At 73.2% G+C, this 12,275-nt stretch carries 12 protein-coding genes; 5 read left to right on the forward strand and 7 right to left on the reverse strand.

The window, feature by feature from the left end; translation table 11 throughout:
• Positions 1-67 precede the first annotated feature (67 nt).
• Positions 68-1,117, forward strand: coding sequence for an adenosine deaminase (locus tag ACWCYY_RS25090; RefSeq protein ID WP_449797307.1), 1,050 nt, complete (start codon positions 68-70; stop codon positions 1,115-1,117).
• 4 nt (positions 1,118-1,121) lie between these two features.
• Here the strand turns inward: ACWCYY_RS25090 and ACWCYY_RS25095 are convergent, their stop codons facing one another.
• From ACWCYY_RS25095 to ACWCYY_RS25115, 5 genes are all read right to left on the reverse strand, one after another.
• Positions 1,122-1,856 (reverse strand): YidC/Oxa1 family membrane protein insertase, encoded by a 735-nt coding sequence (locus ACWCYY_RS25095; RefSeq protein ID WP_449797308.1) that lies wholly within the window; start codon positions 1,854-1,856, stop codon positions 1,122-1,124.
• A 155-nt stretch (positions 1,857-2,011) separates the two neighbouring features.
• Positions 2,012-2,305 (reverse strand): DUF6412 domain-containing protein, encoded by a 294-nt coding sequence (locus tag ACWCYY_RS25100; protein ID WP_380149620.1) that lies wholly within the window; start codon positions 2,303-2,305, stop codon positions 2,012-2,014.
• Between the two features lie 82 nt (positions 2,306-2,387).
• A complete protein-coding gene (locus ACWCYY_RS25105; RefSeq protein ID WP_449797309.1) occupies positions 2,388-3,470 on the reverse strand; it encodes a Gfo/Idh/MocA family protein in 1,083 nt (360 codons plus the stop codon).
• Between the two features lie 154 nt (positions 3,471-3,624).
• On the reverse strand, positions 3,625-4,572 hold the full coding sequence (locus tag ACWCYY_RS25110) for a lytic polysaccharide monooxygenase auxiliary activity family 9 protein (RefSeq protein WP_345287806.1): 948 nt from the start codon (positions 4,570-4,572) through the stop codon (positions 3,625-3,627).
• A 395-nt stretch (positions 4,573-4,967) separates the two neighbouring features.
• The gene (locus ACWCYY_RS25115) at positions 4,968-5,747 is read right to left on the reverse strand and encodes an HAD-IIA family hydrolase (RefSeq protein ID WP_380149618.1); all 780 of its coding nucleotides are present in this window, start codon (positions 5,745-5,747) and stop codon (positions 4,968-4,970) included.
• A 336-nt stretch (positions 5,748-6,083) separates the two neighbouring features.
• Between ACWCYY_RS25115 and ACWCYY_RS25120 the strand changes: the two genes are divergently transcribed.
• Positions 6,084-6,797 carry a uracil-DNA glycosylase gene (locus ACWCYY_RS25120; RefSeq protein WP_345287808.1) on the forward strand — a complete coding sequence of 238 codons (714 nt, stop codon included), beginning with the start codon at positions 6,084-6,086 and terminating at the stop codon, positions 6,795-6,797.
• A gap of 467 nt (positions 6,798-7,264) precedes the next feature.
• On the forward strand, positions 7,265-8,146 hold the full coding sequence (locus ACWCYY_RS25125; RefSeq protein ID WP_449797310.1) for a glycoside hydrolase family 6 protein: 882 nt from the start codon (positions 7,265-7,267) through the stop codon (positions 8,144-8,146).
• A 23-nt stretch (positions 8,147-8,169) separates the two neighbouring features.
• Here ACWCYY_RS25125 and ACWCYY_RS25130 read toward each other — a convergent pair whose 3' ends face one another.
• Positions 8,170-8,925 (reverse strand): 3-oxoacid CoA-transferase subunit B, encoded by a 756-nt coding sequence (locus ACWCYY_RS25130; RefSeq protein ID WP_449797311.1) that lies wholly within the window; start codon positions 8,923-8,925, stop codon positions 8,170-8,172.
• 3 nt (positions 8,926-8,928) lie between these two features.
• A complete protein-coding gene (locus ACWCYY_RS25135; protein ID WP_380149616.1) occupies positions 8,929-9,699 on the reverse strand; it encodes a CoA transferase subunit A in 771 nt (256 codons plus the stop codon).
• A 384-nt stretch (positions 9,700-10,083) separates the two neighbouring features.
• Here ACWCYY_RS25135 and ACWCYY_RS25140 point away from each other — a divergent pair, with 384 nt between their 5' ends.
• Positions 10,084-11,397: a substrate-binding domain-containing protein gene (locus ACWCYY_RS25140; protein ID WP_449797312.1), complete on the forward strand. Its 1,314-nt coding sequence runs from the start codon at positions 10,084-10,086 to the stop codon at positions 11,395-11,397.
• 101 nt (positions 11,398-11,498) lie between these two features.
• The gene (locus ACWCYY_RS25145) at positions 11,499-12,275 is read left to right on the forward strand and encodes an ABC transporter ATP-binding protein (protein WP_345287839.1); all 777 of its coding nucleotides are present in this window, start codon (positions 11,499-11,501) and stop codon (positions 12,273-12,275) included.

Genomic DNA, 12,275 nt, shown 5'->3' on the forward strand with positions numbered 1-12,275 from the left:
CGACGCATCGGGCACGGCGGAGTTAGCATGCAGCGACTGCAACGGTGCACGAGGTGAGGAGAACGCAGTGGTCGAGAGCGCTGAGGGCAAGCGGGACATCGGGGCGTTCATCGCGGGGATGCCCAAGGCCGAGCTGCACGTCCACCACGTCGGCTCCGCCTCGCCCCGGGTGGTGGCCGAGCTGGCGGCCCGTCACGAGGGCCGGACCAAGGTGCCGCTGGACCCGGCCGCCCTGGCCGAGTACTTCACCTTCACCGACTTCGCGCACTTCATCGAGGTCTACCTGAGCGTGGTCGACCTGATCCGCGACGCCGAGGACGTCCGCGCCCTCACCTACGGCGTGGCCGAGGACATGGCCCGGCAGAACATCCGCTACGCCGAGCTGACCGTCACCCCCTACTCCTCGGTCAGCCGGGGCATCCCGGACGTGGCCTTCATGGAGGCCATCGAGGACGCCCGTAAGTCCGCCGAGAAGGACCTCGGCGTGGTGCTCCGCTGGTGCTTCGACATCCCCGGCGAGGCCGGTCTGGCCGCCGCCGAGGAGACCGCCCGGCTGGCCGTCGACCTGGCCCCCGAGGGCCTGGTCAGCTTCGGCCTCGGCGGCCCGGAGATCGGCGTGCCGCGGCCGCAGTTCAAGCCCTACTTCGACCGGGCCCGGGCGGCCGGCCTGCGCAGCGTCCCGCACGCGGGCGAGACCACCGGGCCGGAGACGGTCTGGGACGCGATCCGGGTGCTGGGCGCCGAGCGGATCGGCCACGGCACCCAGGCGGTCAAGGACCCGGCCCTGCTGGACTTCCTCGGCGAGCACCGCATCCCGCTGGAGGTCTGCCCGACGTCCAACATCGCCACCCGGGCGGTGGATCGGATGGAGGACCACCCGATCCGTCAGATGGTGGACGCCGGGCTGCTGGTGACGGTCAACAGCGACGACCCGCCGATGTTCGGCACCGACCTGAACACCGAGTACCAGGTCGCCGCCCGGCTGCTCGGCCTGGACGAGACGGGCGTGGCCGGGCTGGCCCGCAACGCGGTCGAGGCGAGCTTCCTGGACGCACCCGGCAAGGCCCGGCTGATCGGTGAGATCGACCGCTACCTCGCCGGGTGGGACCGGGGCTGAGGCCTCAGGACACGGCCTTCCCCCTCTTCCGCGCCACCGTCCGCGCCACCGTGGCACCGGCCTCCGCCGTGGGGTCGGTGCCGCGGTGCAGCCAGGCGCGTTCGGCGAGGGTCCAGGTGGTGGTGGTGAGCAGGTAGAGCGCCCCGGCGAGCGGGAGCACCAGGGCGAACAGTGCGGTGCCGTAGGAGAGGTACGGCGCGATCCCGGTGCCCGGTGCGGGCGGGGTCGGCTGGGCGGCCATGGTCCGGCGGGCGCGGCGGAAGCCCAGCCAGCCGAGGGCCGCGAGGGCGGCGAACACGGCGGCGAAGAGGGCGAGTTCGGGCCCGGAGTGGGCGGAGCTCGGGTGCAGGCCGAGCGGGACGCCGAACAGCGTCGCGCCGAGCAGGTCGTTCGGCGTGGTGAAGAGCCGGTACATCACGGTGAAGAAGGGGAGCTGGGCAAGCATCGGCAGGCAGCCGGCGAACGGCGACGCTCCCTCCGTCCGGTACAGCTCCGCGGTCGCCTCGCGCAGCCTCTCCGGCCGCTCCTTGTGCGTGCGGCCCAACTCGGCCAGCCGGGGCGCCAGTCGGGCCCGGACCCGTTCGCCCCTGGCGGCGGCGCGGGCCAGCGGGTGGAGCAGCAGTCGGACGGCGGCGGTGAACAGGACGACGGCGAGGGCGGTCGGCAGGTGCGCGGCGAGCGCCGCGACGGCGTCGTGGGCCAGGCCGACGGCGGGGTCGAGCAGGGTGAAGACGGACATGGCGGGGTGAGCCCTCCGGGGTCTCTGGGGGCGCGCGGCGGTGCGTGGCGTGCTTGGGCACGCGGGCACACGGGCGCGCGCGGGGGTGAGAGGTCGGCGGAGGACGGCCGGTGAGCTGGGGTTCCGGGGGTGCGGGACTGCCGGGTGACGCGTGCTCAGGCGGCCGTCGGGGCCGCGCCCGGTGCCCTGGGGCGGCGACGGCCGCGGGCGTCCGGATCACGCTGGGGCAGGAAGGCCGAGCGGTAGGCGCGTCGGCGCAGGGCGCGGTCGCGGACCGCGCTCGGGGCCCGTGCCCCGAGGAGACGGGCGGTGGCCAGCGCGGTGGCGGCCACCCCGGCCAGCAGGACCAGGGTGGCGGCCGCCGCGACGGCGCCGAGGCCGCCGGAGGACATCAGCTGATCGCCCGTCAGCAGGCGCACCAGGCCGAGCAGTACGGCGAGCAGTGTCATCGGCCGGACCCCCTCGGGCTGGTTGGCGCGCGTTCGGTCAGATCATCCTACGGGCGTCGTCGGGCGCGGGGCAGGGGGCCCGTCACTTCCCGTCGAGGCGGACGGTGGTGCCGGTGGCGGAGGAGGTGCGGGCCGCCTCCAGGACGGTGAGGGTGGCGACGGCGTCCCTGGGGTCGACCGGCGGCGGGGTGCCGTCGGCGAGGGCGGCGGCGATGCCCGCGTAGTAGGCCGGGTAGTCGCCGGGGGCGGTCGGCGCGGGGAGGGAGGACTCGTCGGTGCCGAGCACGCCGTAGGCGGCCGGGCTCTCGGTCCCCCAGGGGGTGCCGGGAGCGGGCCGGTGGCCGGTGCGCAGCTCGGCCTCCTGCGGGTCCATGCCGTACTTGACGTAGCCGGCCGAGTCGCCGAGCACCCGCAGGCGCGGGCCGCCGAGCGGGCTGAGTGCGCTGGTCCACAGGTGGGAGCGGACGCCGGAGGCGTGGCTCAGGGCGAGGAAGGCGTCGTCGTCCACCACGGCGCCGTCCCGGAGGGTCTCGACCTCGGCGTAGACCGTGTCCACCGGGCCGAACAGGGTGAGCGCCTGGTCCACCAGGTGGCTCCCCAGGTCGTACAGGGTGCCGCCGACCTCGGCCGGGTCGGCCAGTTCACGCCAGCCCGGCTTGGGCTTGGGGCGGAAGCGCTCGAAGCGGGACTCGAAGCGGTGCACCCGGCCGAGCGCGCCGGACTCCACGAGGTGACGGGCGGTCAGGAAGTCGCCGTCCCAGCGGCGGTTCTGGAAGACCGAGAGCAGCACGCCGCGCCGTTCGGCGAGCGCGCAGAGCTCGGCCGCCTCGGCGGCGGTGGCGGCCAGCGGCTTGTCCACCACGGTGGGCACGCCGGCGGCGATCGCGGCCCGGGCCAGCGGCACGTGGGTGCGGTTCGGGGAGGCGATCACGACCAGGTCGATCCGCCCGTCGGCGGCCTCGGCGAGGAGTTGCTCGGGGGTGTCGAGGGGGCGGGCGCCCGGGTGCTGCTGCACCAGCTGGGCACGGCGGTCGGGGTTGGCGGTGACCACCGCGTCCAGCCGCAGACCCGGGGTGGTGGCGATCAGCGGGGCGTGGAAGGCGGAGCCGGCCAGGCCGTAGCCGATCAGGCCGACGCGGAAGGGGGTAGGGGGAGTGCTGCTCATCCCCCTACCCAACCACGGCGGCGGTGCGGGGCAGCGGCGCCGGGCGGCCGCGCCGCGATGCGGCGGGGCCACCCGGCACCTGGGCCGTCCGGGCGTAGGTCGTCCGGGCGTAGGTCGTCCGGGCCTGGGTCGTCCGGGCCTGGGCCGTCCGGGCTCAGCGGCTCGACTCGACGGTGGCGCGACGGCGGCGGTGCAGGAAGGCGACGGTGCCGCCGGCCAGCAGGAAGGAGGTGCCGACGGCGGTCATCAGGCCGGTGGAGCGGTCGGTGCCGGTCTCGGCCAGCTGGGTCCGGGGCGCGGTGCCGGTGTTGTTGGCGATCACGGGGGCCTCGGCCGGGGCACCGGCGGGGGCGGCGGCCGGGGCTCCGGCGGCGGGGGCCGCAGCCGGGACGGCGTTGTGGTCGTGGTGGGCGGCGGCGTCCGCGGCCGGGGCGACCGCCGGGGCGGCGGCGGGGGCCTTGCCGGTGCCGTCGAAGGTGACGTCCGAGCAGGTGTAGAAGGCCTCCGGGCTGTCCGAGCGCTGCCAGATCGCGTAGACCATCTGACGGCCCGTCTTCCCGGTCGGGATGGTCACCGGGAAGGTGTAGTAGCCGTCCACCACCTGGGGGTCGGTGATGCTCGCGAACGGGGTGGTGTCCAGGTTCGACCAGCTCAGCGCCACGTTGGGGTTGTAGGTGCTGTTGGTCATGAAGAGCTGGAAGGTGCCGCGGTGCGGCGCGGTGGCGCGGAACTTGAAGTTGGTCTTGGCACCGGCGGTGAGGTTGGTGGCCGGCCAGTCGTTGCGGGGGAGGTCGAGGCCGACGAACTCGTTGGCGCCGGCGCTGCACAGACGGCCGTCCGGGATCAGCTGGCGGTGGCGGCCGGCCGCGTCGCCGATCCGCACGCCGTTCCAGTCGTACATGGCCTGGGTGCCGCCGAACGCGATGGCGGCCTTGCAGGCGGCCGACTTGGGCTGCTCCGGGCCCTCCAGGTAGCAGCCGTAGACCCGGCTGAGCGGGTTCTGCAGGGACCCGTGCGCGGAGGCGGCGCCGGTGCCGAGTACGGTGGACGCGAGCGCGGTGCCGGCCAGGGTGAACACGGCTGCGGTGCGGCGGAATGACATGGGTGGGTGCTCCGTTCAGCAATCAGCGGTGGGGGTCACCGGGTGCGGCGGTGTGGGGCCGCCGCGGTCGGCGATGTGGGGTCGCTGTGGAGACCGTAGCCATGGGGCGTCCGGGAGTTGACGGGCCTTCAGATTATTAGGAAGCCCTTAAGGCTCCCTTGAGGTCGGCATCAGGACGTGCTCCGAGGGCGGAGCGGGCCGTCCGGTGGGCGGGATCGGCGCCGGGTGAGTGGTCTGGACCGGTCGAGGTCGAAGGTCTGGACCGGATGGTGCCAGAGGTCTGGACCGGCTGAAGCCGGTGGCCCGGGGCGGCCGATGCCGGGGTCTGAACCGGTGGCCTGGACCGGGGCCTGGACCGGGGGTCCGGCCCGGGTGGGCGGGACCCCCGGTGGGGCTCAGATCAGGTCGACCAGGTCGGCGATCGAGTCGGCCACCCGGGTCGGGCGGTACGGGAAGCGCTCCACCTCGTGGGCCTGGGTCAGGCCGGTGAGGACCAGGAAGGTCGACATGCCGGCCTCCATGCCCGAGACGATGTCGGTGTCCATCCGGTCGCCGATCATCGCGCTGTTCTCGGAGTGGGCGCCGATCGCGTTCAGGCCGGCCCGCATCATCAGCGGGTTGGGCTTGCCGACGAAGTACGGCTCGACGCCGGTGGCCTTGGTGATGAGGGCCGCGACCGCACCCGTGGCGGGGAGGGCGCCCTCGGCGGAGGGACCGGTCTCGTCCGGGTTGGTGGCGATGAACCGGGCGCCGTCGTTGATCAGGCGGACGGCCTTGGTCATGGCCTCGAAGGAGTAGGTCCGGGTCTCGCCGAGGACCACGAAGTCGGGGTCGGTGTCGGTGAGGACGTAGCCCACGTCGTGCATCGCCGTCGTCAGGCCGGCCTCGCCGATGACGTAGGCGGTGCCGTTCGGACGCTGGTCGTCCAGGAACTTGGCGGTGGCCAGCGCCGAGGTCCAGATGTGCTCGGCGGGAACGTCGAGGCCCATCCGGGCCAGCCGGGCGTGCAGGTCCCGCTGGGTGTAGATCGAGTTGTTCGTCAGGACCAGGAACGGCTTCCCGGACTCCCGCAGCCGCTTGATGAAGGCGTCCGCCCCGGGGATCGGCACGCCCTCGTGGATGAGGACTCCGTCCATGTCGGTGAGCCAGGTCTCGATGGCCTTGCGTTCTGCCACGTAGGTGTCTCCCTAAGGTCTTGCGATGGTCCGGAAGCGCACGGACCGGACGCCTGTGGCCGGCCGGGCGGTACTGACTGCCCCAACGCCGGCAAGCCTAGTCGGCCCGGGGCCGTAGGGGCAGGTGGGGAGCGGTCGCGGAGGACGGGGTGGGGGCGGGCGGCTGCGGGCCGGGAGGGGCCAGGCGGTCGAGCCGGCGAGTGGACCGGTCCCCGGTTCGGCGAACGGTCCGGTTCACGGTTCGGTGAACGGCCCGACGATCGGTTCGGGGGTGTCGGCGGGGGTGTGTAGCGTTCGGGGTGTTGGAGACGGGTTTGTCGTGAAAGGCAGTGGGTCGTGACGGAGTTGGTGGAGACCGTGGCCGCGTTCGAGGTGCCGGAGTCCTGGCGGGCGGCGCTGGCCGGGGAGTTGGCGAAGCCGTACTTCGCCCAGCTGACGGACTTCGTGGCGGAGCAGCGGGCCGAGCACCAGGTCTTCCCGCCCAGCGGGCAGGAGTTCGCGGCGCTGGCGGCGACCCCGTACGACAAGGTCCGGGTGCTGGTGCTCGGGCAGGACCCGTACCACGACGACAACCAGGCGCACGGGATGAGCTTCTCGGTGCAGCCCGGGATCAAGATCCCGCCGTCGCTGCGGAACATCTACAAGGAGCTGGACGCCGACCTCGGCGTCCCCGCGCCGGACCACGGCTACCTGATGAAGTGGGCCGAGCAGGGCGTCCTGCTGCTCAACGCGGTGCTCACCGTGCGTGCGCACGAGGCCAACTCCCACAAGGGCAAGGGCTGGGAGAAGTTCACCGACGCGGTGATCTCGGCGGTCAGCGCCCGCGAGGAGCCCTGCGTCTTCGTGCTCTGGGGCAACTACGCCAAGAAGAAGCTGCCGCTGATCGACACCACCCGCCACGTGGTGGTGCAGGGCGCCCACCCGTCGCCGCTGTCGGCGAAGCTGTTCCACGGCAGCCGGCCCTTCTCGCAGATCAACGAGGCCCTGGTCGAGTTCGGCGGCGAGCCGATCGACTGGCAGCTGCCGAAGCTCGCGGACCTGGAGGCCTGAGTCCGGCTCCTGGCCTGACGCCTGGTCTGACTCCTGGTCCGGGCCTCAGGGCCCGGTCTCGGGGCCCGGCCTCGGGACCTGAGCGCTGGGTCTCCCCAGACGGACGCCCGTGGTCGGTGCGGCCCTGCTGTGCGAGGCTGGCGGGCGGAACCGATCACGGGTTCGGGCTGGGTGGGGCGAGGCGGGGCAGGGAGGCGGGGCGGGTGCTGCGGCGCTGGTTCGGGGTGGCGGGGGCCTTGCTGGTCCTGACGGGCTGCGGAGCTGCCGGACCGTCAGGGAACGGTGGGACCACGGCTTCGGGGGCGGCGGTGACGGCCCGGCCCTCGGGCGCTCCGGATGGGCCGGGTGGTTCGGGCGGTCCGAGTGCTCCGAGTGCTCTGAGTGCTCTGAGTACTGCGAGTGGTTCGGGTGGTGGCCCGAGTGGTGATCCGACGATTCCGAGCATCTCCGCCGCCGATTCGGGGGGCGTGACGCCGGCCCCGACGGGGGACGCGATCGCCGCCGGGGGGTTCTACGTCTCTCCGTTCGGCTCCGCCCAGCGCGCGGCCGGGAAGGCGTCGGGGGCCGAAGCGGCAGCGCTGAGCCGGATCGCCCGGAGCTCGGCGGCGCTCTGGCTCACCGGTGCCGACGCCGGGCAGCTGGCCGAGGTGCAGAGCCGGCGCGCTGCGCTGGAGGGGCGGCTGCCGCTGCTGGTCGCCTACGGCATCCCGAACCGGGACTGCGGCCTGTACTCGGCGGGTGGGGCCGCCGACGGTGCGGCGTACCGGGCGTGGATCGACCGGGTCGCCGCCGGGCTGGCCGACCGGCCGGCCTGGGTGGTGTTGGAGCCGGACGCGGTCGCCCACGCGGTGGACGGCTGCGCCGGGGTGGACGCCGAGCGCTTCGGCCTGCTGGCTTACGCGGTGGCCGAGTTGAAGAAGCATCCGAAGGTACGGGTCTACCTCGACGCCGGTAACGCGGGTTGGGTGCAGGACCGGTCCGCCCTGGCCCGCGCGCTGGAGCGCGCGGGCATCGGTGCGGCGGACGGCTTCGCCCTCAACGTCTCCAACTTCTACTCCACTGAGGAGAGTTACGCCTACGGGCGGGAGGTGTCGGCGGCGCTCGGCGGCAAGCGCTTCGTGATCGACACCAGCCGGAACGGCAAGGGCTCGCCCGGTGGCGGGAGTTGGTGCAACCCGCAGGGGCGGGCCCTCGGGCAGGAACCCACCACCCGGACCGGCCGGGAGGGGCTGGACGCACTGCTCTGGGTGAAGATCCCGGGAGAGTCCGACGGCGACTGCGGCCGGGGCGAGCCCGCGGCGGGGGAGTTCTGGATCTCCTACGCACTGGGACTGGCCAGGGCGGCCTGACACGCGTGGCCCGCTCCTGGAAGTCAGAGCAGACGGGGGCCGGTCGCGGCCTGGACCTCCTCGAAGGTGTGGCCGGGGGCGACCTCGACCAGCCGCAGGCCCTCCGGGGTGACGTCGATGACGGCCAGGTCGGTGACGATGCGGTGCACGACTCGCCGTCCGGTGGCGGGAAGTGACAGCTCGTCGACGATCTTCGGTGAGCCGTCCTTGGCCGTGTGCTCCATCACGACGACGACTCGGCGGGCGCCGTGCACCAGGTCCATCGCGCCGCCCATGCCCTTGACCATCTTGCCGGGGATCATCCAGTTGGCCAGGTCGCCCGAGGCCGAGACCTGCATCGCGCCGAGCACCGAGACGTCGATCCGGCCCGCTCGGATCATGCCGAAGGAGACGGCGGACTCGAAGTAGGCGGCACCGTCGGCGACGGTGACGGTCTCCTTGCCGGCGTTGATCACGTCGGGGTGCTCTTCGCCGGCGACCGGGTACGGGCCGACGCCGAGGATGCCGTTCTCGGAGTGCAGCACCACGTGCACGCCGGGCGGGAGGTGATCGGGGATCAGGGTGGGGAGTCCGATGCCCAGGTTCACGTACTGACCGTCGCTCAACTCCCGCGCGGCGCGGGCGGCCAACAAGTGACGGGGGTCGGCGCTGCCGCCGGTCGTGGTCGGTGAGGCGGTCCCGGTCGGCGTGATGGTGTCGGCCCCTGTGCCGGTGTCGGGCCGGGCGTCTGTGGCGGCGGTCCGTGCGTCGGTGGTGGCCAGCGGGTCGGTGGTGGTCATGGTTCAGTGCCCCTGGAAGTCGGTGCGGACGGTACGGACGGTGCGGCGCTCGATCCGGCGGTCGTCCGGGTCCGCGGCGACCACCCGGTCGACGTAGATGCCCGGCAGGTGGACGGCGTCCGGCGGGATGGCACCGGGCTCGACGATCCGGTCGGCCTCGACCAGGGTGATCCGGCCGGCGCCCGCGCAGAGCGGGTTGAAGTTGCGCGCGGTGGCGTGGAAGACGCAGTTGCCGTGGCGGTCCGCGACCTCGGCGCGGACCAGCGCGAAGTCGGTGGTGATGGCTTCCTCCAGCAGGTAACGGCGGCCGCCGAACTCCCTCGTCTCCTTGGGCGGTGAGGCCACGGCCACGCCCCCGTCGGGGGCGTACCGCCAGGGCAGCCCGCCCTCCTCGACCTGGGTGCCGATCCCGGCCGGGGTGAAGAAGGCGGGGATGCCCGCTCCACCGGCCCGCAGACGTTCGGCCAGGGTGCCCTGCGGCGTGAGCTCCACCTCCAACTCTCCGGCGAGGTACTGGCGGGCGAACTCCTTGTTCTCCCCGACGTAGGAGGAGGTCATCCGTGCGATCCGACCGGCGCGCAGCAGGAGGCCGAGGCCCCAGTCGTCCACGCCGCAGTTGTTGGAGACCACCCGGAGCCCCGTCGTGCCGGCCTCGGCCAGCGCGCCGATCAGGGTGCTGGGGATGCCGCAGAGGCCGAAGCCTCCGACGGCCAGGGCGGCGCCGTCGGGGATGTCCTCGACCGCGAGGGCCGGGGAGTCCAGAACCTTGTCCAAGGTAGTCACCTCATGAGGGGTTGGGAGCCTGCTGCGCTCCCACCTTCACTGCGCGGCCGCGCGGCTTTCCATGGCGGCCGGGGCCATGGGACGGGTGGACGCCATGGGTGTGCGGCACATCCGCCGAGGCGCGTCCGCGCCCGAGGGGTGCGATATGGCGGGCCGTCACACAATCCCAGGGGCTGCTGCGTCGTCCCGTCACATGTCGCCGGGCAGGTGGCGCACCTACGGTTCCGGAATCCACCACCACCGTTGTCGCACCGACAGCCGCCCCTCGCGGGCGCTTCGGGACGGTCGGTCGCACCCCGAGCCGCACAGCCGCAGCCCTCGGGTCCACAGCCCCACCCCCACCGCCGTAGCCCCAGCCGTCAGGAGTCGGACACCATGCGCAAGACCACCCTCAGCACCAGAGCCGCAGTCCGGACGGATCGTCAGGCGGGTAGCCCGGCCGCCTCCGTGGGGGACGGCGGCCGGACGCGGCGGCGGGGGCTGGCCCTCGTCGCGGCCTGCGGGTTGCTCGTGACGTGTGCCGTGGGCTGCGCCAAGGCCGGGACGGCCGGGACCACCTCGGCCGACGGCGGGGCCGGGGCGGCCAAGAGCCCGGTCAAGGTCGGCCTGGTGTACTCCAAGACCGGGCCGCTGGCGGCCTACGGCAAGCAGTACCTGGAGGGCTTCAAGGCCGGTCTGGACTACGCGACCAAGGGCACGGGCGCGGTGGACGGGCACCCGGTCGAGCTGGCCGAGCAGGACGACGCGGGCGACCCGGCCAAGGCGGTCTCGGCGGCCAAGGACCTGATCGGCAAGGGTCACAAGATCCTGGCCGGCTCGACCGCGTCGGGCGTCGCGCTCCAGGTCGGGCCGATCGCTGCGCAGAACAAGGTGCTCTTCATCAGCGGCCCGGCCGCCGCCGACAAGGTCACCGGGCTGAACAAGTACACCTTCCGTTCCGGTCGTCAGTCGTACCAGGACATCCGGACCGCGGCCTCCTTCATCGGTGACGCCAAGGGCAAGAAGGTCGCGGTGCTGGCCCAGGACAACGCCTTCGGCCAGGCCAACGTGGCGGCGGTGAAGGCGGTGCTCGGGGAGCAGGGCGCCGGCGTGGAGGCGGTGCTCGCCCCGCCGAGTGCCACCGACCTCACCCCCTTCGCGACCCAGGCCAAGTCGACCAAGCCCGACCTGCTGTTCGTGGCCTGGGCGGGAGAGACCGCCGCCGCACTCTGGACCTCCCTCAACCAGCAGGACGTCTTCACCTCGACCAAGGTGGTCACCGGACTCGACCTGGCGGCCTCCTACCCGCTCTTCGGCCCGGCGGCCGAGAAGATCTCCTTCCTGAACCACTACTTCGACGGTGCGGCCGGCACCGAGGTCGAGAAGGCGATGAGCGCCGCCGTCACCAAGGCCGGTGCCAAGCCCGACATCTTCACCCCCGACGGCTTCACGGCGGCCCAGATGGTGGTGCACGCGATCGAGGCCAACAAGGGCTCGGCTGATGACACCGACGCGCTGGTGAAGGCGTTGGAGGGGTGGAGCTTCGACGGAGTGAAGGGCCGGCTGACCGTCCGGGCCGAGGACCACGCGCTGCTCCAGCCGATGTTCCAGGTGAAGCTGACCGGCGTCGGTGCCTCCGCCAAGCCCTCGGTGGAGAAGTCCGTCGGAGCCGACCAGGTGGCGCCTCCGGCCGCCAAGATCGCGGGCTGATCCCGGTGGCGGAACGCGTGGCCGTGACCGCCGCCGAGGCGGTGAGCACGGCGGGAGGACCGGGCACGGGACAGTCGGACGGCGAGCGTCCGGACGGGAACCTGTTGGGCGAGGACCAGCTGGAGCTGCCGGGGAAGGTGCTGCGACTGCGCGGCGTCGGCTGGTCGGTGCGCGGGGTGCCGATCGTCGAGGACGTCTCGTTCGACGTGCGGGAGGGCGAGTTCATCGCCTTCATCGGACCGAACGGAGCCGGCAAGACCTCCCTCTTCAACCTGATCTCCGGCATCTACCCGGCGACCCACGGCTCGATCGAGCTCGACGGTGCGGACATCACCACCGAGTCGGTGCACGGCAGGGCCCGTCGGGGCCTCGGCCGGACCTTCCAGACCTCCTCGTTGTGGACCGGGATGACAGTGGCGGACCATGTCCGGCTCGCGGCCCAGGCGGCGGCCGGGCCGGGGGCCTCGTACCGGATCTGGCGGCGGGCCGGGCGGTACGCCACCCAAGTCGCCGAGACCCTCGAACGGACCGAACTCGCCCACCGCGCCGACGCCTTGGCCGGAGCCCTCTCGCACGGCGAGAAGCGCAAGCTCGAACTGGCGGTGCTGCTGGTCTCCGACCCTCGGCTAATCCTGCTGGACGAGCCGATGGCCGGCGTCAGCGCGGAGGAGGTTCCTGCCCTGACCGCGCTGATCCGCTCGGTGCACCGGGACCTCGGCCGCACCGTACTGATGGTGGAGCACCACATGGACGTCCTGCTCGGCCTGGCCGACCGGCTGGCCGTGATGCACCACGGCACGCTGCTCGCACTCGACACGCCTGCGGCGGTGATGGCCGACGCCACCGTGCAGCAGGCCTACCTGGGGGAGGGGCTGTGA

The sequence above is a fragment of the Kitasatospora sp. NPDC001664 genome, assembly GCF_053596675.1.

Excerpts from the sequence above, each read along its gene's own strand:
- ACWCYY_RS25105 (WP_449797309.1), bottom strand. The coding sequence starts at position 3,470 with ATGAGCAGCACTCCCCCTACCCCCTTCCGCGTCGGCCTGATCGGCTAC.
- ACWCYY_RS25130 (WP_449797311.1), bottom strand. The coding sequence starts at position 8,925 with ATGACCACCACCGACCCGCTGGCCACCACCGACGCACGGACCGCCGCC.
- ACWCYY_RS25140 (WP_449797312.1), top strand. The coding sequence starts at position 10,084 with ATGCGCAAGACCACCCTCAGCACCAGAGCCGCAGTCCGGACGGATCGT.
- ACWCYY_RS25095 (WP_449797308.1), bottom strand. The coding sequence starts at position 1,856 with ATGTCCGTCTTCACCCTGCTCGACCCCGCCGTCGGCCTGGCCCACGAC.
- ACWCYY_RS25100 (WP_380149620.1), bottom strand. The coding sequence starts at position 2,305 with ATGACACTGCTCGCCGTACTGCTCGGCCTGGTGCGCCTGCTGACGGGC.
- ACWCYY_RS25110 (WP_345287806.1), bottom strand. The coding sequence starts at position 4,572 with ATGTCATTCCGCCGCACCGCAGCCGTGTTCACCCTGGCCGGCACCGCG.